18 protein-coding genes are annotated in these 23,631 nt (G+C 45.2%); 1 reads left to right on the top strand and 17 read right to left on the bottom strand.

From position 1 onward, the window contains the following. The 10 genes from lptB to B050_RS0104165 form a co-directional block, all read right to left on the bottom strand. Positions 1 to 732, bottom strand: a complete 732-nt coding sequence (lptB, locus tag B050_RS0104210) for an LPS export ABC transporter ATP-binding protein (protein WP_018472643.1) — start codon at positions 730 to 732, stop codon at positions 1 to 3. A 2-nt stretch (positions 733 to 734) separates the two neighbouring features. After that, on the bottom strand, positions 735 to 2,504 hold the full coding sequence (recJ, locus tag B050_RS0104205) for a single-stranded-DNA-specific exonuclease RecJ (protein WP_018472642.1): 1,770 nt from the start codon (positions 2,502 to 2,504) through the stop codon (positions 735 to 737). A gap of 229 nt (positions 2,505 to 2,733) precedes the next feature. Beyond that, complete coding sequence (locus B050_RS0104200) at positions 2,734 to 3,354, bottom strand: SPOR domain-containing protein (RefSeq protein ID WP_018472641.1); 621 nt, start codon at positions 3,352 to 3,354, stop codon at positions 2,734 to 2,736. A gap of 615 nt (positions 3,355 to 3,969) precedes the next feature. Continuing rightward, positions 3,970 to 5,370: a class II fumarate hydratase gene (fumC, locus tag B050_RS0104195; protein ID WP_018472640.1), complete on the bottom strand. Its 1,401-nt coding sequence runs from the start codon at positions 5,368 to 5,370 to the stop codon at positions 3,970 to 3,972. Between the two features lie 110 nt (positions 5,371 to 5,480). Next, positions 5,481 to 5,972 (bottom strand): hypothetical protein, encoded by a 492-nt coding sequence (locus B050_RS0104190; protein WP_026235620.1) that lies wholly within the window; start codon positions 5,970 to 5,972, stop codon positions 5,481 to 5,483. Between the two features lie 16 nt (positions 5,973 to 5,988). After that, complete coding sequence (locus tag B050_RS0104185) at positions 5,989 to 6,372, bottom strand: RidA family protein (protein ID WP_018472638.1); 384 nt, start codon at positions 6,370 to 6,372, stop codon at positions 5,989 to 5,991. A gap of 158 nt (positions 6,373 to 6,530) precedes the next feature. Next, entirely contained in the window at positions 6,531 to 7,097 is a 567-nt protein-coding gene (locus B050_RS0104180) for an FKBP-type peptidyl-prolyl cis-trans isomerase (RefSeq protein WP_018472637.1), read from the bottom strand. A gap of 22 nt (positions 7,098 to 7,119) precedes the next feature. Then, positions 7,120 to 7,653 (bottom strand): FKBP-type peptidyl-prolyl cis-trans isomerase, encoded by a 534-nt coding sequence (locus tag B050_RS0104175; protein WP_018472636.1) that lies wholly within the window; start codon positions 7,651 to 7,653, stop codon positions 7,120 to 7,122. 3 nt (positions 7,654 to 7,656) lie between these two features. Next, a complete protein-coding gene (locus tag B050_RS0104170) occupies positions 7,657 to 8,601 on the bottom strand; it encodes an FKBP-type peptidyl-prolyl cis-trans isomerase (protein ID WP_018472635.1) in 945 nt (314 codons plus the stop codon). A gap of 86 nt (positions 8,602 to 8,687) precedes the next feature. Continuing rightward, on the bottom strand, positions 8,688 to 9,728 hold the full coding sequence (locus B050_RS0104165; protein ID WP_018472634.1) for a DHH family phosphoesterase: 1,041 nt from the start codon (positions 9,726 to 9,728) through the stop codon (positions 8,688 to 8,690). 193 nt (positions 9,729 to 9,921) lie between these two features. Here B050_RS0104165 and B050_RS0104160 point away from each other — a divergent pair, with 193 nt between their 5' ends. Continuing rightward, positions 9,922 to 10,344, top strand: a complete 423-nt coding sequence (locus tag B050_RS0104160; RefSeq protein ID WP_026235619.1) for a nucleoside-diphosphate kinase — start codon at positions 9,922 to 9,924, stop codon at positions 10,342 to 10,344. A gap of 68 nt (positions 10,345 to 10,412) precedes the next feature. Here the strand turns inward: B050_RS0104160 and B050_RS0104155 are convergent, their stop codons facing one another. The 7 genes from B050_RS0104155 to B050_RS0104125 form a co-directional block, all read right to left on the bottom strand. Next, positions 10,413 to 12,953: a phosphocholine-specific phospholipase C gene (locus tag B050_RS0104155; protein ID WP_018472632.1), complete on the bottom strand. Its 2,541-nt coding sequence runs from the start codon at positions 12,951 to 12,953 to the stop codon at positions 10,413 to 10,415. A gap of 415 nt (positions 12,954 to 13,368) precedes the next feature. After that, a complete protein-coding gene (locus tag B050_RS0104150) occupies positions 13,369 to 14,775 on the bottom strand; it encodes a SusD/RagB family nutrient-binding outer membrane lipoprotein (RefSeq protein WP_455423222.1) in 1,407 nt (468 codons plus the stop codon). 96 nt (positions 14,776 to 14,871) lie between these two features. Continuing rightward, positions 14,872 to 18,015: a SusC/RagA family TonB-linked outer membrane protein gene (locus tag B050_RS0104145; RefSeq protein ID WP_018472630.1), complete on the bottom strand. Its 3,144-nt coding sequence runs from the start codon at positions 18,013 to 18,015 to the stop codon at positions 14,872 to 14,874. A 756-nt stretch (positions 18,016 to 18,771) separates the two neighbouring features. Then, positions 18,772 to 19,347 carry a precorrin-2 dehydrogenase/sirohydrochlorin ferrochelatase family protein gene (locus B050_RS0104140; RefSeq protein WP_018472629.1) on the bottom strand — a complete coding sequence of 192 codons (576 nt, stop codon included), beginning with the start codon at positions 19,345 to 19,347 and terminating at the stop codon, positions 18,772 to 18,774. Positions 19,348 to 19,434: 87 nt separating this feature from the next. Beyond that, the gene (cobA, locus tag B050_RS0104135) at positions 19,435 to 20,199 is read right to left on the bottom strand and encodes a uroporphyrinogen-III C-methyltransferase (RefSeq protein WP_018472628.1); all 765 of its coding nucleotides are present in this window, start codon (positions 20,197 to 20,199) and stop codon (positions 19,435 to 19,437) included. After that, positions 20,196 to 22,298 (bottom strand): nitrite/sulfite reductase, encoded by a 2,103-nt coding sequence (locus B050_RS0104130; protein WP_018472627.1) that lies wholly within the window; start codon positions 22,296 to 22,298, stop codon positions 20,196 to 20,198. The genes cobA and B050_RS0104130 overlap by 4 nt, the downstream gene beginning before the upstream one ends. Before the next feature lie 51 nt (positions 22,299 to 22,349). Further along, entirely contained in the window at positions 22,350 to 23,609 is a 1,260-nt protein-coding gene (locus B050_RS0104125; protein ID WP_018472626.1) for a sulfate adenylyltransferase subunit 1, read from the bottom strand. Positions 23,610 to 23,631 lie beyond the last annotated feature (22 nt).

Genomic DNA, 23,631 nt, shown 5'->3' with positions numbered 1-23,631 from the left:
TTAAATCTTACGTTTCAGCTCAAAGTGCTTCCCTAGATACACTTTTCTTACCTGCTCATCTGCCGCAAGCTCCTCTGCAGTCCCGGCTTTCAGCAGTTTGCCCTCAAACATCAAATAAGCTCTATCGGTAATAGAGAGGGTTTCATTCACATTATGATCTGTGATGAGGATACCGATATTTTTATTTTTCAATTTGGCGACAATCGTCTGTATCTCCTCCACCGCAATAGGATCCACCCCGGCAAAAGGCTCATCCAAAAGGACGAATTTGGGATCGACCGCTAAGGCCCGAGCAATCTCCGTTCTTCTTCGCTCCCCACCAGAAAGAACCATGCCAAGGTTTTTGCGGACGTGCGTCAAGCTAAACTCTTCCAGCAACTCCTCCATTTTCTCTATTTGGGCGGCTTTGGGGAGCTTGGTCATCTCCAGCACCGCGAGGATGTTCTCCTCCACCGATAGCTTACGAAAAACGGAAGCCTCCTGTGCTAGGTAGCCGATGCCCAGTTTGGCCCGGCGATACATCGGGAGCGGAGTGATCTCCTCCTGATCCAGGAATACTTTTCCGGAATTGGGCTTTATCAAACCCACAATCATATAAAAGGTGGTGGTTTTGCCCGCACCATTTGGCCCTAGAAGCCCAACGATTTCACCCTGCTCCACCTCTACAGAAATGTTGTTTACTACCTTCCGGCCTTTATAAATCTTGACCAGATTTTCTCCTCTAAGTATCATGATTAATCAAATTTTATATCTTTTACGAAAAGCTGCAAGGTACTGGTATTCCTAAAGGTGTTCTCCCTTACCTCAAAGGCAATATTAAAACGCATTTTGCTGCGCAACATTTCATAATAGGTAGCAAATCCAAATGCAATGCATATCGGCTGTAGTGCTTGCCCATCCTGAACAATCTCAAACTTCAAATGTTTGTCTTTAAGTACTTTTATATTTTCAGCATACACCTGATTGGCATAGAATACCGGCTCCGGATTGCCAGGACCAAAAGGGCCCATTTGCTTGAGAATATTATAAAACTTATAATTTACCTGATCCAGCTCTAGCTCATCATCCACCTCCAGTACTGGCTTGGTATGGATATCGGTAATCCTTCTGCTCACCACCTCCTCAAATTTCTCCTGAAAGGCTTTTACATTGGCCAGCTCCATCGTCAATCCCGCCGCATACTTATGCCCACCAAACTGCTCCAACAAATCACTGCATTCGCTGATGGCCTCGTAGATATCAAAGTCATATACCGAGCGTGCACTGCCCGTGGCCTTATTATTGGATTCGGTGAGGATGATAGTGGGCCGATAAAACTGCTCTATGCACCGAGATGCCACTATTCCGATTACACCCTTATGCCAGTCTTCCTTATATAGGACGGTGGTTTTCCAAGGCTTTACCACCTCCTGCTGCTCTATCATTTCGATGGCCTCACGAGTGATGTTTTCATCGAAGTTCTTTCGAGCCGAATTCACATCTTCCACCACTTCGGCCATCTTTAGCGCCTCGTGAATATCCTCACTGATCAAAAGCTCCACAGAGGCCTTGGCATGCTCCAGCCTCCCTGAGGCGTTGATCCTGGGGCCGATCCGGAAGACGATATCACTGATCTCAATATCCTTATCCGACTTGAGCTGTAGCAGTTCTCGCTGCAGCAGCTGACGATTCTCTTGTAATTCCTGCAGACTTCTCTGCCCTTTTCCTGCCAGGATCAATGCCATTAATCCTGGCCGTGGGTTATTATTGAGCCGCTCCAGACCATAATGTGCCAAGATGCGGTTTTCGCCAGTGATGGGTACGATATCCGCAGCGATACTTACCGCTACCAGATCCAATAAGCCAAACAAATGACTGGCATTATGGCCGGTTTTCTCCACAAATGCCTGAATCAATTTAAAACCTACTCCACAGCCACTGAGCTCCTTATAGGGATAATCACAGTCCAGGCGCTTCGGATCCAGCACCGCCACTGCCGGCGGCAAAATCTCCCCTGGCGTATGGTGGTCACATACGATGAAATCAACACCAAGCTTGGTCGCTAAAGCGACTTTCTCGATCGCCTTAATCCCACAATCTAAGGAGATGATCAGCTTAAATCCATTTTCGGCGGCATAATGAACGCCCTTTTCGGAGACTCCATACCCTTCCTGATAGCGATCAGGAATATAAAAATCCACATGAGGATATATCTTACTCAAAAACCCATACACCAAGGCCACCGAGGTGGTCCCATCCACATCATAATCCCCATATACCATGATCTTCTCCTCCTGCTCTATCGCTGAGATCAACCGACTAATCGCTCGGTCCATGTCTTTCATCAAAAATGGGGAATGAATCTTATCCAAATCAGGCCTAAAGAAATCTTTGGCATCTTGAAAAGTGTGGACATCCCGGTTTACTAGCAAGTTTGCCAGCGTTGGGTTGACATTAATTTCACTACTTAGTGTTTCTACGGTTACTTGGTCTGCTTTACTCTTTATTTCCCACCTATACTCCATGCCGCCTAAATTACTAAACTAAAACGCTTCTTTATTAAAAAAAACAGCAATTCTTTAAACTATTGCGCTTCTAAGTGACTCCTTGAGTACTGAAAAGTTAAAACCAAATTGATATCAATCAATGGGATGGAATAGGGATTAAACACCTATTTAGCTAAGATCCTCACTATTAAGAATATGCCAAAAAATATCCCGATCTAAGTTCAAAACTCCAGCAAAGGCATTGGTTTTACTCTTCTACAACATTTTTGAGGACTTCTTTGAGTGCGACACGCTGGCCGTCTTTATAAGGAACGATCCAGGCGGTCCTGATGCCAAGCTTCCGCATCAGTTTCTTGAAGGAATCAGCCTCATGGTAGTCTCTATAATACCCAATGAGCATCCGCTGCAGGTCCCCGTTTCCTTCCACATCCATGGAGAACCCACCAGGGATTTCCTTATCATATTCTTCGCTGGTAAGTGCTCCTATCTGTACCCTAAAAATCACGCCTTCCTTCCAGTCAGCAATTATCTCTTCCGAAGATCCGCTATCCGTTCTCATCTGTGGATTGGGATTAGTCGTGCTTTCTAAGAGCATCTCGTGCTTCTTTTGGAGGATTTTAAGATCCTCCTCTGCTTCGATAGCCTTTTCCCTTGTAGTCTTTACCTCCTTGCTCAGCGTAATGATCTCTACCTTTTGCTCCTGACTAGAATTCTTGAGCTGCCAAAGCTCCTCGGGACTCATCGATTTAAGCTCCTTTTTGAGAGCTTTCTTTTCGGACTTGGTGAGCTGCTGGGCATTACTTACAGAGATGTTGACGACGGTCAATAGCGCAAATAATGCACATCCCAAAAGGTACTTTATGGTCATATCCTCTATCGGTTATCTTCTTAGTAATAAAAAAAAGAAAAAATATTTCATGTAAAATACGAAATATAGTCCCTCTTTTAAAATTTGAATAATATAAAGTTAAATAATCCAATCTCTTCTGCTAGCTTTTGAAACTTAAATAATCCTATTCCGCCCAGTAATCGGTCAGAATAAGCAAAAACCTTACATTTAGAAGTCCAAATCCAGCCTAAACCAGTTCCTTATTCCCCTATAAACCTCATAATTGAAGGATTGAAACCTCTAAAGCCATCGTAAATTGTTTCTTTTAGACTCTTGCCAACCTTATCCCTCATGAGACAAATGCGCTGTTTCACAGAAACTCGCTTATTCGCTGGCCAGGATTCTTTTTTTGCTTCGCCAATATTATGCCAGTTAAAATTTCCCTCGCCAAAAAGCCTCCGTCAGAACATAAACTTAAAGGGGCAAGTTTAGCACCTCACAATGACCATACGTTGGTGATCTGAAAATTCTCCTTGATATCACTTGAGCCGAGCATAATCTGGCAGTTATTTTTTTTGCTTCGCAATAAAATAAAAAAACCAGCCCTCGGCAGATCCGACAGGCTGGTTTATAGATTACCAAAAGCTTATTTCCTTACTTCAAGCCACCGATCATATCTTCTGGTTTTACCCATTCGTCAAACTGCTCATTGGTAAGCAGACCCAGATCCAGGGCTGCTTCACGAAGGCTGAGGCCTTCTTTGTGGGCTTTCTTGGCGATAGCCGCTGCATTTTCATAGCCGATATGAGTATTCAGGGCAGTCACCAACATCAGGGAGTTGTCCAAATGCTTCTTAATAAATGGACGATTTGGCTCAATACCAATCACGCAATTATCATGAAACGACACACAAGCATCCCCCAGAAGTCTGGCAGAGCTCAGCAGATTATGGATCATCATTGGCTTGAAGACGTTCAGCTCAAAGTGGCCATTGGAACCACCGATAGAGACAGCAGTGTCATTGCCCATTACCTGAGCGCAGACCATGGTCAGGGCCTCTGCTTGGGTAGGGTTTACCTTACCTGGCATGATAGAAGAACCCGGCTCATTTTCAGGAATCAGAATTTCCCCTATTCCTGATCGAGGACCTGAGGAAAGCATACGGATATCATTGGCGATCTTCATCAGGCTTACCGCCAGCTGCTTCAGCGCACCATGTGTTTCCACGATGGCATCATGAGCGGCCAGAGATTCAAATTTATTCGCCGCTGTTACAAATGGGTGACCGGAAAATTCAGCGATTTTCTTTGCTACTAATTCCGAATATCCTGCGGGTGTATTCAGCCCGGTCCCTACGGCAGTGCCGCCAAGGGCGAGTTCTGACAAGTGCTCCAGGGTATTTCTTAAGGCTCGAAGGCCATAATTCAATTGTGCTACATAGCCAGAAAACTCCTGTCCTAAGGTCAGGGGAGTGGCATCCATAAAGTGGGTACGGCCAATCTTAACCACCTCCATAAACTGCTCTGATTTCTGCTTAAGGGTATCTCTCAGCTTCTCCACACCGGGGATGGTCGTTTCTACGACCACCTTATAGGCTGCGATATGCATGGCCGTTGGGAAGGTATCATTGGAGGATTGGGATTTATTGACATCGTCATTTGGGTGGATGCTTTTCTTCTCATCTTCCAGGGTTCCTCCGCCTAGCACATGACCGCGATAGGCGATCACCTCATTGGCATTCATATTGGACTGGGTGCCCGAGCCTGTCTGCCAGATTACCAGAGGAAACTGGTCATCAAGTTTTCCTGCTAAGATTTCGTCACATACTTTGCCGATAGTTTCAGCTTTCTTAGGATCCAATACTCCCAGCTCCGCATTGGTAAAGGCGGCGGATTTCTTTAGTATGGCAAAGGCATGGGTGATTTCGAGTGGCATACGATTTCTGTCGCCACCGATTTTGAAGTTATTGATAGACCGCTGGGTCTGGGCGCCCCAATACTTGTCTGCTGGAACCTCCACCGGGCCCATCGTGTCTTTTTCTATTCTATAGCTCATCGTATATTATTATTGATTTTAATTCCATAAAGAAAGGCTAGCACTCAGTCTGAGCCTGAGCCACTAAATTACTATCTGAAGGCCATAATCCATGAAGTAGCCCCGACTTTTCAGGTGTTTTTTTGCAAGCTCAGCATTTTATGAAAAATCCGCTGGCTCTGGCGGACTTTTCGCTGAAAATGGGACCATGCAAAAGCCACATTCCCTATTCCCACCGCAAGACTGATCCCGGCAAAAGTGGGCTCTCCTGCGGCAAAGAAAAAAAACAAGGCCATAATTAAGGTCACCACTGACCAGAAGGCCAAAAAAAATGCTGAGCCCGGAAACAGACTATAATCCAAAAAGATAATACAGCCTGCACGGGAGCTTTCGATCCTTCCCTTGATCAGTGGCAAAAAACTATCCGCCTTATGGATCACAAGTGACAATCGAAAATCATCCTTGCTCACCTTACCATTGAACACATGATCTTCGCTCTGCGCCCTCAAGGGTTGGGAAAGGTAATCGATCTCGCGAGTAAATGCTCCCAAGCGTGTGATCACCTCTCCGCAGCTCATCGACGACACCAATACTTCACTATGATAAGGCAAAAATGGAATCATAGCCACTTTTTAGTTTCTAGCCCTTATAGGCAATACAAGAAATCTCTACGCTTACATCCTTTGGCAGTCTGCTTACCTCCACCGTCTCTCTGGCGGGAGGCGCACTGCTGAAGTACTGACCATAAGCCTCATTGATGGTCCCGAAGTCATTCATATCCTTGATGAAAATGGAACACTTCACCACATTGGCAAAGCTCAAACCAGCAGCGCTGAGGATGGCATCCAAATTCTTCATCACGGCGTGAGTTTCCTCTGTAATATTCTCGTTGATCAGCTCTCCTGAGTCTGCGTCGAGGGCTATCTGCCCTGATACATACAGGGTATCTCCTGCTAATACGGCCTGGCTGTACGGCCCGATAGGTGCCGGTGCCTCCGGCGAATGGATAATAGATTTAGACATATCTTACTTTTTCATCAAAGTTATGGATTTCACAGGCAATCTAAATAAAAAAGCACTTCAAAATTATGAAGTGCTTTTTTAATCTTCCCGGCTTGCTCCAATCGGAGTATTACCTAAGATTATTTTTAGCCCGAAGGGCAAATAAAATCAAAAGGAGATCAATCCATCCCTAAGAAGTCCACTTCAAATACCAAAATGGAATTTTCGGGGATATTAGTCTTAACCTGATCTCGATAGCCCCATACGGAAGGGATGACTAAAGTGGCTTTGGATCCGCTTCTGAGGGGCTTAAATCCAAAACTAAAGCCTGGAATAGCTCCTGACTGCGTGGAATTCTGGAGAGTAGTTACCAAAAATTGGAAAGGTCTATACTCATCACCGTCCTCATGCAGGTCATTCGCTTCCGCCACAGACTGTATATTGGTATCAAAAACGAACCCATCCATTAATTTCCCAACATAATTGGTATAAACCGAGGTATTATAATTAGGTCGGGATCCCAGTCCTTCTTCCTGCACGATGATCACCACACCGCTAGGGTCATAGATCCGATAGAGGCTATCCATCTTAGCGGTGTCCAGGTACCCGGCAATGCTTAGGCTATCTGCTGTCAAATTTCCTTCCACATCATATACCGGCCCGTAGTTATAAGGATTGGTGGGCTCGCAAGAGTATATCCCAATCGTCATCACTAAGACCAATGCTCCGATTAATGAATTTTTCATAATAATAACATTAAACTATTTTTTAATCGACCTCAACAAGTTCGAGGTCAAAAATCAATACAGAATTTGCAGGAATCCCATTTCTAGCCGAGGCTCCATACGCATAATAAGAGGGAATAATAACTCTCGCCTTATCGCCTACTTCCATTTTGGAAATGGCATAATCAAAGCCATAGATCACGCTATTGGTCAGATACTGATAAGAATAGGGCTCATAGGCTGCATTTTCATCATACATTCCTTCGGCAATAGCGGTGGCTTCCACCGTCGTCTGAAGCAGACTTTCGTCCAAAAGCCTTAAGGTATAATGGACAGAAATCTGATCTCCAGCTTCCGCCTTCACTCCTGAGTCAGAAGTGCTTCCATAGAGCAAGGCTATACCATTTTCCTCATCCTGATCCAAAAGAACATAAGAGTAATCGGTATCCTGAATATAGGCTTCTATGGCTGCCAAATCTCTTTCGAAGATTTCTAAGGGAGTTTCCTGATCCTCCACGCAGGAAGCAAACAGCCCTGCGAACAGGGCTGCTATGATTACTTGATTGAATGCCTTCATAAATTATTTTTGTACGTCTAGTACTTCTACGTCAAATACAAGGATGGAGTTTGGACTGATCACCTCTCCAGCTTGACGAGGGCCATAAGCAAGGGTAGAAGGGATCAAAAGTTTCGCCTTAGAGCCACCTTTCAATAACTGCAATCCTTCATCCCATCCTGGGATCACGCGGCCTTTGCCTACCATCACCTCAAACGGCTCGTAATCTCTGTCTTCTATGAAGATATCATTTTCTTTGGCTATATCCTCTTTGCTAGTGTCGAAGATGGTTCCATCCAATACATAACCGGTGTAGTGTACCTTCACGGTATTTCCTTCTTCTACTGGCTCGCCGTTACCTTCTTCTTCAAGGACATAGAATAATCCTGATTCAGTTTTGGTAGCATTGATATTTTTCTCCGCCATATAGTCCTGTATCATTTTGATATCAGTAGCCAATTGCGTTTCAGCTTCTTTGGCCATTTTGGCTTGTTGCTTTTCTTGCACCTTGGTCATGAAATCCTGCATATCCTCTTCGTTCAGGATATCGGTAACCCCAATATTTAGTGTTACTTTTTCCTCTGGAGTCAGGAAGGGAGGGGTATTCATCTCACCAAAGATCTTAGAAGCTTCGGCAGTAAACTGGATGCTATCACCCTTTTTCAGCTGAGAGAAGATCTCATCGATTCCTGGACGTACCTTAGTGGTATCATATCTTTTGATGCTGTCATTATGCATCATATACGCTGGTGCGCCATTCTCAAGGCTAGAGATGAAGACAGAATCCTTGCTATTTTTGGCAGTAAATTCGTAAATAACAAATTGTCCATTTTCAGGCTTCTCAGTACCTTCATTGATATAAGTGTACTCAGTGCCATCTTCGGTAGTTTTTGTTTTTTCGCAAGATACTACACCCAGACAGGTAGCCACCATACCGGCGGACAACATCAGACTTTTCAGTTTTTTCATGTGATATTTAATTGTTTTGGAGTGGTCATTAAAACCAGTAATCGATTTAGAGCCGTTCAAAAATTACTTATTAGGCCAAATAAAAGCTACTTAGTTTCAGTGACTAATTCTAGTTGATTTAATAATCGTTGTTGATTTTCCTTTATTAATTTCTCAAATCTGGCGATCGTTTCTTTTAACGGATCCTCAGATTTCCCGCCAGCGGCGTTTTTATGTCCTCCACCATTGAAGTATTTAGCGGCAAACTTATTTACGGCTACATCCTCAGTAGATCGGAAGGAGATTTTCACCCCATCTTTGCGCTCGGTAAACATGGCGGCGATTTTGATCCCATCCAATGACAGCGCATAGTTTACCAGACCTTCCGTATCTCCGGTCTGCGAATCGTACTTTTTCAAGTCCTTCTTACAGATCCAGAAGTAAGCGGTGTGCAGGTCAGTGTGGATCACCAAGCGACGAGTCAAAGCGAAGCCGATAAATTTAAGCCTATTTACTGAATTTGTATCATAAATAAGGCGTGAAATTTTCGAATTATCCGCCCCCAGGTCGATCAGCTCAGCGGTGACCATATGGACATTCTTCGTGGTATTGGGATGCTTGAAGCCTCCGGTATCAGTCATGATCCCTGAATACAAGCAATCTGCAATATCCGAATCGATCAGATCCTTATCGCCCATCTTGACGATAAGATCGTACACCAGCTCGCAGGTGGCCGCAGCCTCCGTACTCCAGTACCGGAAGTCCGCAAAGTCCTCCGGATCCATATGGTGGTCGATATTTACCTTCACGGCAGAAGATTTCTTTACCAGCCCCCCTAGCTCACTGATCCTACTCAGACACGAAAAGTCCAAGCATATGATCATATCAGCCTGCTGCATCAGCTCTCGGGCTTCTGTCTGGAGGCCTTCCTCCTCATAATTGAGCACCTCATCATTGCCCTTCATCCAGTACAGGAAGGAGGGATAATCCGATGGGGTGATCACCCGTACATCGTGGTCCTTTTTCTTAAGGTAGTTGGCCATTCCCAGCGAAGATCCCAATGCATCAGCATCTGGCTTGTGGTGGGTGGTAATGACGATCTTCTTTGGCGAAGCCAGTAGTTTTTTAAATGACTCTAAATCTAGCATCTACAATATTTTAGAAGCACTTTTTACAGCACACAAGACGCAAAGGTCTGTATAATTTTTCAAAAATCCCAATTTCTATAATGCTCTTAAAATGAATAAGATAACTTACAAATAATTGTAATAATTCTTTGTTTACAGCAAAAACACTATTTTTGCAGCCAAATATAAACCATCATTTTCAAAACAAATCAAAATGGCAAGTAACAAAACTTTCACAATGATCAAGCCTGACGCCTTCAAAGATGGCCATTCTGGCGGGATCCTTAAAATGATCGAAGAAGCAGGATTTAAAATTGTAGCTCTTAAAGCCACTCAGCTTTCTGCTGCCGTAGCTGGTAAATTCTACGCGGTGCACCAAGAGAGACCTTTTTATAATGACCTCTGCAACTATATGTCTTCCGGACCGATCATCGCTGCCATTCTCGAAAAAGATAATGCTGTGGCGGACTTCAGAAAACTTATCGGCGCCACCAATCCTGCCGATGCAGAAGAAGGTACCATCCGTAAGAAATATGCCAAGTCTATCGAGGCCAATGCGGTGCACGGCTCCGACTCTGACGAAAATGCCGCTATCGAAGGCAGCTTCTTCTTCAGCGAATTCGAGAGAGTTCAGTAAGTATAAGCACCCCATTAAAAAAAGGCAGCCCTTGAGCTGCCTTTTTTTTACTTCCTCATTTTTTGAGCTTATAGCACCCCCATCGCAGGGTCTGACACACGGTCCTTGCCCGTCTCCAACCTTCCTGCATAGGTGATCCCAAAACCCGCTATGCCCTCGCTCAGCACCTTAAACTCATACCAGCCCCCATACGGCTGGGTGTCCAAGGTGAAGCTCGCCGACTCCCCACCACCGAGATGGAGAGTCTTCTCATCTTTTTGATAGACTTCATCCACTAGCTTCAGGCTTACCCCTTGCAGCGCACTGCTATTGCTCAGTGTCAGCTTGATCTTATCCGTATATTCTCTTTTTTGCTTGATCGGCTTCGCCTCAATATGAATCCGCGGTCCCTGTACCGACCCTTCAAACTCCCTAAAATACCCATTTGGTCCATATACCCGCAGGTGGTATTGCCCATTTTCAAAAGAGGCTATCGGCCATTGGTAAGAAATGCTGTCCCCGGATTTCACGGCAAAAGCCCAGGTCTTTACCGCCTCATACTCCCCGGTTTTGGGGTTTAGATAGTTTCCCGGAGTATAGACATTGAAAGGAGCTCCCAAGGCTTCCTCACCAAAAATCTCCTTCGATGCAGCAAAGGTAATCGTGAAATTTTCCCCATCCGAAGAGACCGCCCCATCCACGTACAATTCGTACGGCAGGGCATTGGAAGGCTTGGTGCCCGGCTCCTGCGTCGGCAATAACTCCGAACGCTGAGGATTCTGAGCAATTTGCTGAGCCTCCGCTGGCGTCAGGGCTTTATAGTTTGTCGGAAGCCCCTTAAACTTGGCATTATAGATCTGCTGGACATGCTCCTTCTGCTTTACCCATTCCGGAAGTTCTATTTCTTCCCCATTATACGGTCTGAATACAGAGGATAGATCCCCACTGATCTCCCTGCGCCAATCACTTATATTGGTTTCTTTTATTTCCTTGCCGGTCTTATGCGAAAGCCATTTTTCCATCAGCATGATCGTCGAAGTGATATCACATACTTCACTATTTACCCATCCACCACGGCTCCAAGGCGAGGCCACCACCAGAGGTACCCTGTACCCAAGACCTACAGGGCTAGTTCGGGAGTCTTTCTCACTGAACCCTTCTTTGATTTCCTCCTCTTTAGTGACTATTTCTCCCGTCACATCCAGACCTTCTGAGGCCTTGCCCTGATCTGCGTCCCTCGGGTCCGGCGCCACAAATGGCGGTATATGATCAAAATACCCATCATTCTCATCATAATTCAGGATGAATATGGTCTTCTTCCACACCTCTGGATTCTGCGTCAGGATGTCCAATACCTCCGACACATACCAAGCTCCATACCATGGTGCGCTAGGATGATCGGAGAATTTCTGTGGGGCCACCACCCAGGATACGGCAGGCAGATTGCCCTCTTTTACATCTTTGCGGAACTGATAGAGCACATCCCCCTTGGGAATGCTAGTGCTGCGCTCCTCACCCTGCTCCTCATACGTCATGGTCTCCACCTTATGATAATTAGGATCACCACTATTGGTCGTGAAAGCCTTATGATGCATGCTTTGCTCGCGTGCGCTGAGCTTCTTAAAGCGTTCAGGGTTCCACTCCGTCAGGTATTCCTTCAGGCTACTGATTTCCTTATTCTTTTTGGCAATTTCCGCCGATAGCTCCTCGATATTGGCACCCGACTGCTTCAACTGTTTTTCCAGCGCCTTGACTTCTTTTGGGAGTTGCTTCTGTCTTTGGCGCAAATAATTATAGTGACCAAGGCTATAGCGAGCCCCAAATTGGGTAAACCACTCCAGGTTATTATCAGTAAAATTGGCTAATAAGGAACTGTCCTCCACACCTGAGGGCAAACTGATTTCGTTTTGATATACCTTCCAGGAGATATCATTGTCTTCCAGTCGGTCGGGAAAGGTATTCCAACTGACCTCTTTGCCATAAGTAAGCTCTCCATTCCGAACCTTGGCTTTTTTGCCTTCAGGATGGGTTTTCCCCGTCCAGAAATAACTCCTATTGGTCGTGGTGCCCGCTAGTGCCGCACAGAAATGCTGATCACAGACGGTAAAGGCATCAGCAAAAGCATAATAAAAAGGAATATCCTCTCGGCTATAATAGCCCATGGTCATAGGAATATCCCTAAACTGAGCCCTGCCAGATCGCTTCGCTTCAATCCAATTGTCGTATTTACCATGATTTCTGGCGTCCACCTGATTTTCCCAACTATGAGGAATATCCCGCATCCATGTGGCCATCGTGCCTTTGATATCAAAGCGAAAAGGAGCATATCGGTTCCCCTCCTTGTCAGCCTGTAACCAGACAGGGTTCTTATCCGGAAGCTGAATTGCCCGGCGATCATTATAGCCTCTCACCCCCTTCAGGGTACCATAGCAATGGTCAAAGGAGCGGTTTTCCTGCATCAACAACACGACGTGCTCCGCGTCCAAAAAGGTGGTACCAGGATCAGCAGTGATCGCCATAGCCTTCTCTATCGAGCCGGGAAGCACAGACCATATTCCAGCTCCTCCAGAAAGTAATCCTGCCTTCTTCAAAAAATCTCTTCTGGACTCATTCATTTTTTCATTCATCATTCTATATGGGATAATGTTTTCGGTTTTACTATGGATAATTATATTACAGGAATATGATTTTATAGATATGCTATCGCAAAATCATAAGTGCTGCTTCCCATGGATTTCCCCTACTTTAGGCCAAAGGAAGAGTAAAGAAAATGGTTTTATGAAATTAGATCTTTGGATCTCTTTACTTTCAACCAACCAATTTAACTTTTTATTTCTTTTACAACGAATATAATCACCTTCATTTGCTTTCGAATGACGGGTGATTAATGGATTTGGCTAAACGAAGAATGGGGTCAAGACTAACTATAGCTTGACCCCATTATTTGCCCGAAAGCCTCTAGGCTAAGACCTTTAGCAGGAGTAGAACCCAGCTTTTGGCCCTTCCCGGAGGTTTTTCGGATTATAGGAAGGTGGTTTTAAGCAATTATTTTAGCCACCAGGTTTCCTGGTTGATCTGGTCATTTCCCTCGCCAAACTGACGGGTGATGGCCGTGGTCACATTGGCAGCATTATAGTTATATTCTGACTGCGGATAGATCCAACGATAAGGGATCTCCACCCCTGCAGGCCTTCTCAGGGAAGGATAGCCTCCTACTCGGTGATATTCGTAGAAAGAGGTCCAGCCCAACTGGAAGAAGGATTGTAGGTATTTTTGCATCACGATCAGCTCCAGCTGCGATTGCTCATCCATCGCTGCAGCAAAGCTGTTGGTAGGATTAGCCAGATAGGTATTCGCGGCATCCTGGCTCATATAGCTGGAATAGTTCTCCGCATACATCTCATAAAATTCAAAAGAAGCACGAACAGCCGACTCATATAATGCCTGGGCGTCTGCAGGAACCCAGCCTCTTACCGCTGCCTCCGCAAGGATAAGCTGTTGCTCAGAATAGCCAATCAGCATATATGGCTCATTCACAGGATCTCTATGGTATCTGTCGTTTACTTTGGAGACATTTCCCTGGGTAGCCTTTTCGTTTACCTCAGCATAAGGAGCTGCTGGATCTCCCCCCTCGTAAGCAGTAAAGTCATCGATGGCTTTACCAGCTTCCTTAGCGGATTTGGTTTGGGTGCAATAGATGAATAAGCGCGGGTCTTCCCGAACCTGCAGGCGCTGGATGAAGGTGGAATCCATATACATCCCAGAGCTAAATCCACTGGAGTTGAAGCTTGGGTATCGGTTGCCTTGCTGATCCAGAAACACCAACTGGGCACTTTCTGCCTGGTTCTCCATTAGTGGCTCGTTAGCCACGATATCAGAAAATTCTGATAAGTTGATCTCGGCGCTTTTGTTGGACAGGGTCAGCATTACTTTTAGTCTAAAAGCGTTGATCACCTTTCTCCAGCTAAGCATATCTCCGCCGAATATGATATCCCCAGCGATGATATTATTCTCGGTCTTCAGGATTTCATTGGCCTCGGCCAATTCAGTAAGAATTCCTTCAAACACCTCTTGCTGGCTGTCATAGATAGGAGCATAGTTTTCGTCTGTCTCTCCTTCCAGAGCTTGGCTATAAGGGATATCCCCAAAAGTCAAGGCCATCTCAAAGAAGTAATAAGATCTAAAAAACTTGCCTAAAGCGACATACGAGCGGTCACCGATACGATCGCCTTCCTGGATCATCTTGGTGACATTGCTCAGGGTGCCGAAGCTCCCGAAGCTCCCCCGATCCCACTTATAATATTGGAAGGCATTTTCGCCATCGGTTTGGACCAGCATTTTGAGTGCATACAATGGTGAAGTCCCCCGGTAATCTCTGAACGCATCCCACTCGATATTGGTCAGCAAAAGCTGCGGGTGGGTTTCTGTTGGCAGGTTGGGGTTGACATTCATCTCCTCCAGGTTTTGGCAAGATGCCANGCTGGCCAAAACAGCAAATAAGATGATTATATTTTTCATTTTCTTAGAATTTCTTAACAGCAAAATCAATTAAAAGGTAGCTTTTAGCGTAAAGCCAAGGAAGCGAGAGGAAGGATCCTGAAGGTTATTATCATCTCCATAATCCGGATCCAAAAGCGGCATTTTCTTCCACATCGCCAAGTTATACCCGTAGATTGACAGGTCTAGCTTATTGATTTTTTTGGATTCCATGATATTCATCAAGTCATAAGTCACCGCCAGTCGTCTCAACTTAAAGTAAGAGCGGTCATACACATTGGCGAATAGCTCACTCTCTTCCTCTGTCACCTGAGCACGGTAAGGATAGATCTGAGACCAGGTCTGCCAGCTCACTGCAGTGGTGTTTTGAGTGTACTCACGCGTGTCGGAGATCACATTTCCTTCTACATCTCTTACCAGCTCTCCGCCTGTAACTACTACCCCATCCGGAACATATACTGGCTGGCCAGCGGCATACTCCTCATCTCTGTATTCCACAGAGTTGGGATGCTTACCGCCCCACCACATTTTCTCGATGGTCAGGGAACGAATCAGTCCGCCCCAGGCGCCATCCACATCCATATCTACTCGGAACTTGCCGATATTAAAGCGATTTTGGATTCCTAGTCTCCAGCTTGGGTCAAAATGACCAATCTTGGTAGGGTATGGATCTCTGGTAGGCAGGCCGGTATTGGCATCAAGGATGACCTTGCCATCGGCACTTTTTTGCCATACGGTAGCATAATAAGAGTCAGAGCGATCGCCTTCCCTTAAGTTGCCATAAGTCAAGTCACCTCCATAGATATCAGAAATTCTCTTGACATACCGGGTCCAGTTGATACCGATATTCCAGTCAAACTTATCATGATCTATCGCCAGATAGTTGGCCATGATCTCCACGCCATTGGTCGTGTACTCATTACCATTTACCTTTCTGGAGCTAAAGCCAGAGGCTTCGGAGATGTTCAGGTTGATAATCTGGTTTTCATCCAGGATCTTATAATACGTTCCTTCTAAGGTCAATCTCTTCTCAGCAAAGGATGTACTCACACCGATCTCAAAAGTGGTGGACTTTTCAGGCTGAATATTTGGGTTTACCAAACTGGAAGGATAGTACACCGATGGAGTAGAGCCATAAGTCACTCCTTTATTATAAGTAGCCTGTAAGCTGTAAGGACTCAAATCACTGGATACCTCAGACCAGGATGAATACACCTTCAGGTAATCAATAGCGGTAGGTAATTTCACAAATTCCGACACCATGGCACTTAGGGAGGCCGAGGGGTAAAAATAGGAGTTGGTAGAAGTAGGCAAGGTGGAAGACCAGTCATTTCTGCCAGTCAGGTTTAAGAATACTGAATTCCACATATCAAAATTCACCGTTCCATAGACACTTCGAATGGCTTTTTCCTGATAGTAGTTAGACGCTTGAACCGGCCCTTGAGTGTTGCTAAGGCTATAGATTCCTGGTACGATCAGTCCATCCGTAGCAGAGTACTCCTGCTGATAGGTCCTGCGGAAGCTGGAAGCTCCAGCATTGACCCCAAAAGCGAAGTTATCAGATACTGATTTGTAATAGCTCGCCAGGAAGTCAGTATCCAGATTGAGCTGATTGTCATTCCACATTTTATAATCCCCATTCCTGGAGTCTCCATAGTTCATATAGGACTTAGGACTTTGCATATTGCTGAAATCACCTTTTTCTCTAGCAGATATCCTTCCCTGGATAAATAGGTCCGGCGTGATTTGATATTTTAATTTCAACTTACCATCCAAGGTATTTTGGTTGTACATTTGGTTCAGCTCATAGGAAGCGAAGTACACATTATTATACCAGGCATAGTTATAGTTAGCTTGACGGTAACCTTCCAGCCCAGGCACATACATATGATCCTTGAGATCCTGGCCATTTACATCATCCCCCATCCAGATCAGGATGGTGTACATATGGTTTTTTGGTCCGTATCCATATCGCGGATAGTTGGGAGAATACACCTTATTATAACTAGCGGTGGCATCCAACTGCAAGTTGTCAGTCAATTTAAAAGAGGAGTTGAAAGTCAATCCACCGGTGGTCATGTCCGTATTGGGCACCTGACCCGTTTGATGGCTATAGTTCCCAGAGAAATAAAATTGCGCGCGGTCTCCTTGGTAAGCCACTGAGAAATCATTTTTGGTAACTACTCCAGTACGCAGGAAATCCTTAAGGTTATCATGTCTTTCCCATGGAATAGGCACACGCTCATACCTAGACTTATCATCATACACGGTGCCGGCCACATTGCCATACCATTCGATGGTCTCGCCAGTCTCCTTATCTCGTATCGGGCTGTTCCACTGTGCCACCATTACGCCAGGCTCAAACTTAGGTCCCCAGATCATATCACCATCGGATACACCGCCATCGGCACCATCCCAGAATTCATACTTACCATTGGAGCCATTACCATATTCGGTTTGGGTCTCCGGGAACACTGTAAATCCGGCAGTCACCATATTGCTAGTGGAGACAGACACGGTAAGGCCTTCTTTCTTTGCATTTTTTCGGGTAATAAGAATCGCTCCATTCTTCCCTCTGGCTCCATAAAGGGCAGAAGCTGCACCACCCTTTAGCACGTTGATACTTTCGATATCATCCGGAGAAATATCATAAAAGTCAGTTTCTACAGGCACCCCATCCAATACGATCAATGGAGTCTTGCCTCTTAGGCTAAAAGAAGGCGACTGAAACATCCCCGTTGGGTTGGTCACCGTAAGTCCTGCCACCTGACCAGAAAGTGCATTACCCACATTCATGGTGCTGGCCTGCTCCAGACCCTCTGTATTGACCTCCTGGGTAGCGTAACCAAGTTTTTTCTTCTGCTGCTTGATCCCAATGGCGGTTACCACCACTTCGTCAAGACTCTTTTGATCCTCTGCCAGGACCACATCGATGATCGATTTTCCATTCACAGCCACTTCCTGAGAAGAAAAACCGATAAAACTAAATTGAATAATATCATTCGATTTGGCGTCAATAGCATAGTTGCCATCAAAATCGGCCACGGTACCCTTGGAGGTACCTTTTATCATAACAGTCACTCCGGGTAATCCTATTCCGGAGGCATCCTTCACCTGCCCTGTAATCTGATCCTGACCAAATACGGCCATCGGTACCAGCAGCAAGCTCAGTAAAATAGTAAAAACGTGTTTCATAGATTTAAGGTGATTGGTATGGTAAATAATTGATTTTCAATAAAATAATCTCTAAAAAGAGCTCCATTCGGCTTTTTACGATGACAAAATTATTCCTCTTTAGGAATGCATCATAGTAAGCACCATTATCAATTGATTACCTTAAAAAGTTTAGAATTAGTAAAAAATTAACAAAAATTTAGTGGCCCATTTCTCTTTAAGGCAAAAAGCCTAAACGCTCCCCGAAATAGTAAAAAAGCACCTCTATCGATCTTTAAATATGTATATTTTAACCTTCAAAAAACAATTAATCAAAAGTTATCTTTTTTAACATTCGATATATCCTGCATAAAAAATTTACTATTTGTAAACCTCTCCATAAGCTAAAAAGACGTACTAAGCATAAATGAAGATGTTCTGATAGTTGACTTCGAGCCGATAGCGCTGCCCGATAAGGAGTATTATCTCAGCTACTAAATCCAATTTTGAGATGATCCTTTGCTTTTTTCTCCTGCTTCTATGGTCATAAACTGCCCAAAGGCCCTTGATTCGGCATATAATCTATAGGCCAGCCCAGTCTAAAAATGAGGGACAGGGTCTTATAAAACGACTCAGGCCCATTCTGATCCGGGTAAAAAGTAAAGGCTAAAGGGTAAATAGCTTTTATTTGAGGAGGGGTATTTATTGTCAAAGTCAAAAAAAAACAGATAGACGACTATCTGTTCTTTTCATTATAAATCAACCGCATATATAATTTTCCAGAAGCCTGGTCACCCATTAGGATTTCACCAGTAGCTCCTTGGTAAGCTTATTTAAAGCTTCCACCTTATATTCAAAGTCTCCTTTTAAAGTATCTCTGTACTGATTAATATTTTCCACCATCTCATTGATATCCTCAGGGATGACCTCTTCCAGGAATTGTCTCAATCTTTTGGCAGTGGTCGGGGATTTACCATTGGTGCTGATGGCTATTTTGACATTTCCCTTAGTGACGATTCCCCCTAGGTAAAAGTCACATAACTCGGGAGTATCGGCGATATTAACCAGCAGATTTCTGGATTTAGCATCGCTATAAATTTGTTTGTTAACTGCAGGATCATCAGTCGCGCCGATCACCATATGTCTTCCTTCAAGGAAATGAGGCTGGTAGATCTCTTCCACCAATTCTAAGTTAGGCTGCCTGGCTGCAATTGCTTTAATATCCTCCGAAATCTCTCTAGCCACTAAGGTCACCTTGGCATTAGGGCTAGACTTCAGGAGAAAAGAAAGTTTTTCGAGCCCTACATTTCCTCCGCCCACGATTAGGCTGTTTAGCTGGGCCACTTTTAGGAATATTGGGTATAGTTCGTTCATACTGAAGGTGATTTTATAGGATTAAGCCCCCATTAAGTTCTGTATCACCAGATTCCTAATGGGGGATTTAAGTATTCTAATTGGCCTTTAGAGGCTCATGGCTTCTTTATAGACTTCCATTAGCTTAGGGCTATGTCGCACCACTTCACCGATGATGATGATGGCGGGTGCTGCGATATTTGCCTGATGCACCTTTGGCTGGATATCTGATATCTGCCCTGCTACTGATTTTTCATCAGTGGTGGTTCCGCTTTGGATGAGCGCAATGGGAGTATTTCCCTTACCCGCATTCATATAAGCCTCCACGATTTGGTCGAGCTTTTTGGTACCCATCAGCACCACCACAGTGGCGGTGGACTGGCTGGCGAGGAAAATATCCCTGGACAGCTGGCCTGAGGAGGTGGTTCCTGTGATCACCCAGAAGCTTTCGGACACGCCGCGCTTAGTGACAGGAATCCCCTGGCCGGCAGGCACCGCTATGCTGGACGTAATGCCCGGCACCACTTCTGTCTCGATTCCAAACTGCTGTACATAATCTATCTCCTCCGCTCCACGGCCAAATACAAAGGGATCGCCTCCTTTTAGCCGTACCACATGACCATACTTCAATGCATATTCAACGATAAGCTTATTGGTATCTTCCTGAGGGTTTTTGGCACTTCCATGACGCTTACCCACAAATACCTTAAGGGCATTTTTGGTGGCATGCGCCAATAGCGAGGGGTCCACCAATGCGTCATATAGAATCACATCCGCTTTGCCCAAGGCCAAAATACCTTTCAAAGTGATCAGTTCTGGATCACCTGGTCCGGCACCCACCAAGGTCAATTTCGGTGTGAAATCAGGCTTCATGCTTCTACCTCCTTGGCTCTATAATCACTGATCGCATGATATACCTTCTCTGCTTGCGCATAGTAGGCTTTCGCAAAGGCCTCAGAAGGTTCGTTTTGCTGAATTTGATAAACAATATCAGAGAAACTACCCTCCAGCTGGATTTTGCCAGTACTGGTAAATTCGGTATCAAACTGCTCAACGATCTGAGCGTAGGAATTGGTTTTATGACCATCAGCAACCAATATGGCTTTGGCGGCATTCACCAGGGATGCATAGGTATGATAAATACCGTCAGACCATCTGCCTTCCAGTATTTTCTCCTCCCCATCTGCCAGTTTCTCTCTCGCTTCCAATAATAAGGTTGCCACAAGGTCAATCATCACTCCGGCACATTCTCCTACCCCTACGGCCTTCACATACTCCTCTTCATTGCCCCAGTCGATAAAGTCGGCATCTACCACATCCTCTGTGCTGGACAGAGGCTTCAGGTAATCATAGAAATACATCTGACCCTGACGGTCATAGTAATCTACAAAAGCTTCTGCTTCACCGGCATTGGCATCATAATCGTCCAGGATCAATCGCAGCGCCTGAGGCGCACGCTTACTTGGAATCTTAATCACCTTATCGGAGAATCTCCCTTGGCCAGCCCCCAAAGTGGCTCCACCAAGAAGTACCTGCAAGGCAGGAATTACGGATTTGCCTACCTTAATAGACATCCCCTGAAAACCTATGGAAGCCATATTATGCTGGCCACAGGCATTCATACAGCCAGAGATCTTAATCGTCAGGTCCTTATTGTCTAAGTACTGAGGATATTCATTGAAGATCACTTCCTCCAGCACATGGGCGGCACCGGTACTACTGGCGATGCCAAGATTACAAGTGTCTGTACCCGGACAGGCGGTAAGGTCTCCAAGAGAATCGTAGCCATAAGCTACCATATCTAATTTCTTCAATTCCTGATAGAAAAATGCCAAAGCCTCTTCCTTCACATCACGAATCAGTATATTTTGTCTTAAGCTAAGACGGATTTCGTCATTAGCATATTTTGCTACTAAGTCGGCTAGTTGGCGTGCTTTGTCAATATAGAAATCTCCCAAATGCACCTTGATACCAATAGAAACATATCCCTCTTGTTTTTGAGGCAATACGTTGGTCTTTAACCAGCGCTGATAGGCCTCATCCGTAGGAGTGTCCACTGCTGGAATCTCCGGATTTGGCAAGGTCTGCGCTGCTTCGTAGCTTTTATGGTCGATAGGGTAAGTCTGGAAGGGAAGGGCTTTTTGCTCTTCTTCCACCAATCTTAAAAACTCCTCTACACCTGTTTCTTTAATGAGAAATTTCATCCGCGCCTTCATTCTTTTGGCGCGCTCGCCATAGCGGTCAAAGATCCGAACGACTCCTTCGATGAATGGAATAAGCTTATCCACTTCCAGAAAATCAGTCACCTGATCTGCATGACGTGGCTGGGAGCCTAATCCTCCACCCAATAGTACTTTGAAGCCTCTTACTTCCTCACCATCCACGTTTTTTACCTGAGGGATAAAACCCAGATCATGGAGATAAGTCAAGGCTGTATCTTCCTCGCTGCAAGAAAATGCCATCTTAAACTTACGGCCCATTTCCTGGCAGATCGGATTGCGAAGCATATACTTAAAGGTGGCATCTGCATAAGGAGTCACGTCAAACGGCTCCACAGGATCCACACCTGCACGCTCAGAAGCGGTGATATTCCTCACGGTATTACCGCAGGCTTCTCTCAAAGTGACATCATCCTTCTCCAACTCCGCCCATAGCTCAGGGGTACGATCCAGGCTCACATAGTGAATCTGGATATCCTGACGGGTGGTGATATGTAATCTTCCGGTGGAATACTCCTCAGAAACCTTACAGATACGGTGCAGCTGCTTACTGTTTACCTTGCCATAAGGAAGCTTAATACGGATCATCTGCACTCCAGGCTGGCGTTGGCCATAAATGCCCCGTGCCAGTCGCAAGCTTCTAAATTTCTCCTCATCGATTTTACCTCCCCGGAAAAGTGAAATTTTCTTCTCCAGGTCAATAATATCTTTCTCCACAACGGGGTTTTCTATTTCTGTTCTAAAACTTTGCATAGTGGTTGTCTCAATTTTTTGTGGTGTGAATGCCTCTGCCAGCGTGGGGGATTATTGGATAAAACCTACACTGGTGGTATCAAATGAGCCCTCATCGATAAGGATAAAGCTGCCATTTGACTTACTAACCTTATATGGGTCAAAATGAATAGGCTTACTCAACCTGAATTTCACCTTGCCGATATCGTTTAGTCTCAGCTGATCGGTGCTTTCTTCGCCAGAGAAATCCGTGTGAACAAGACCCTCTATGCTGTCCACCTTGGCCATTACCTGGTTGACACCGTGCTGTAGAATATATTTTGCGCCCAGACGAAGTGGTTTGCTGTTTACCTGACAGATGGTCGCAGACAACTGCTTCTCAGATTGAGGCAGCTCTCCAGATCTTACCAACATATCACCACGGCTTACATTTACCTCGTCCTCCAATGTAATCGTCACTGAGCTGCCAGATACAGCCTCATCGTATTGCTGATCAAAGAACTCGATGCTCTTCACTTTGGTGGTCGTGAAAGACGGCAATACCGTCACATCATCCCCCACTGATAGGTTACCGCCATATAATCTGCCGGCAAAACCTCTGAAGTCATGATGGGTATCGGTCTTTGGTCGTACCACATACTGTACGGGGAAGCGGGCCACACTGTGGTCCTCCAGCTCTTCGATCTCCAGGCCTTCCAGATAGTCCAGAAGCGAAGGCCCTTGGTACCAGTCCATCTTAGTGGATCCACTGGCGATATTATCACCATGAAGCGCACTTACAGGGATGAACGTCACCTGATCGTCAGTATAATCACTCTTGGCGATCAAAGCCTCGAAATCACTCTTAATATCTGCAAATACCTGCTGATCAAAATCCACCAAATCCATCTTGTTGATCGCCACGATTACGTGCTCTACTCTCAACAGGTTATTGATGAAAAAGTGACGGTAGGTCTGCTCGATTACTCCCTTACGGGCATCGATAAGAATGATGGCCACCTGAGAGGTGGAAGCACCCGTCACCATATTACGCGTGTACTCCACGTGACCGGGAGTATCCGCTATGATATAATTCGTCTTATTGGTATTGAAATAAATATGCGCTACATCAATGGTGATGCCCTGCTCTCTCTCCGCTACCAGTCCGTCCGTGGCCAGAGAAAAGTCAAGGTAATCGAATCCCTTCTGCTTGCTATTTCTCTCAATGGCTTCCAACTTATCAGTGGTCAGCGATTTGGTATCATATAGCAGTCGCCCTATCAGGGTACTCTTTCCGTCATCTACACTTCCTGCAGTTGCTATATTGATTAGTTTTCTATTTTCAGTACTCATAATTTCTTATCTGTAATTTTTG

It is taken from the genome of Echinicola pacifica DSM 19836, from assembly GCF_000373245.1.
GTDB classification, from domain to species: Bacteria; Bacteroidota; Bacteroidia; order Cytophagales; family Cyclobacteriaceae; genus Echinicola; species Echinicola pacifica.
This window is presented reverse-complemented; position numbering and strand designations above follow the sequence as displayed.

Excerpts from the sequence above, each read along its gene's own strand:
- lptB (WP_018472643.1), bottom strand. The coding sequence starts at position 732 with ATGATACTTAGAGGAGAAAATCTGGTCAAGATTTATAAAGGCCGGAAG.
- recJ (WP_018472642.1), bottom strand. The coding sequence starts at position 2,504 with ATGGAGTATAGGTGGGAAATAAAGAGTAAAGCAGACCAAGTAACCGTA.
- B050_RS0104200 (WP_018472641.1), bottom strand. The coding sequence starts at position 3,354 with ATGACCATAAAGTACCTTTTGGGATGTGCATTATTTGCGCTATTGACC.
- fumC (WP_018472640.1), bottom strand. The coding sequence starts at position 5,370 with ATGAGCTATAGAATAGAAAAAGACACGATGGGCCCGGTGGAGGTTCCA.
- B050_RS0104190 (WP_026235620.1), bottom strand. The coding sequence starts at position 5,972 with ATGATTCCATTTTTGCCTTATCATAGTGAAGTATTGGTGTCGTCGATG.
- B050_RS0104185 (WP_018472638.1), bottom strand. The coding sequence starts at position 6,372 with ATGTCTAAATCTATTATCCATTCGCCGGAGGCACCGGCACCTATCGGG.
- B050_RS0104180 (WP_018472637.1), bottom strand. The coding sequence starts at position 7,097 with ATGAAAAATTCATTAATCGGAGCATTGGTCTTAGTGATGACGATTGGG.
- B050_RS0104175 (WP_018472636.1), bottom strand. The coding sequence starts at position 7,653 with ATGAAGGCATTCAATCAAGTAATCATAGCAGCCCTGTTCGCAGGGCTG.
- B050_RS0104170 (WP_018472635.1), bottom strand. The coding sequence starts at position 8,601 with ATGAAAAAACTGAAAAGTCTGATGTTGTCCGCCGGTATGGTGGCTACC.
- B050_RS0104165 (WP_018472634.1), bottom strand. The coding sequence starts at position 9,728 with ATGCTAGATTTAGAGTCATTTAAAAAACTACTGGCTTCGCCAAAGAAG.
- B050_RS0104160 (WP_026235619.1), top strand. The coding sequence starts at position 9,922 with ATGGCAAGTAACAAAACTTTCACAATGATCAAGCCTGACGCCTTCAAA.
- B050_RS0104155 (WP_018472632.1), bottom strand. The coding sequence starts at position 12,953 with ATGATGAATGAAAAAATGAATGAGTCCAGAAGAGATTTTTTGAAGAAG.
- B050_RS0104150 (WP_455423222.1), bottom strand. The coding sequence starts at position 14,775 with ATGAATGTCAACCCCAACCTGCCAACAGAAACCCACCCGCAGCTTTTG.
- B050_RS0104145 (WP_018472630.1), bottom strand. The coding sequence starts at position 18,015 with ATGAAACACGTTTTTACTATTTTACTGAGCTTGCTGCTGGTACCGATG.
- B050_RS0104140 (WP_018472629.1), bottom strand. The coding sequence starts at position 19,347 with ATGAACGAACTATACCCAATATTCCTAAAAGTGGCCCAGCTAAACAGC.
- cobA (WP_018472628.1), bottom strand. The coding sequence starts at position 20,199 with ATGAAGCCTGATTTCACACCGAAATTGACCTTGGTGGGTGCCGGACCA.
- B050_RS0104130 (WP_018472627.1), bottom strand. The coding sequence starts at position 22,298 with ATGCAAAGTTTTAGAACAGAAATAGAAAACCCCGTTGTGGAGAAAGAT.
- B050_RS0104125 (WP_018472626.1), bottom strand. The coding sequence starts at position 23,609 with ATGAGTACTGAAAATAGAAAACTAATCAATATAGCAACTGCAGGAAGT.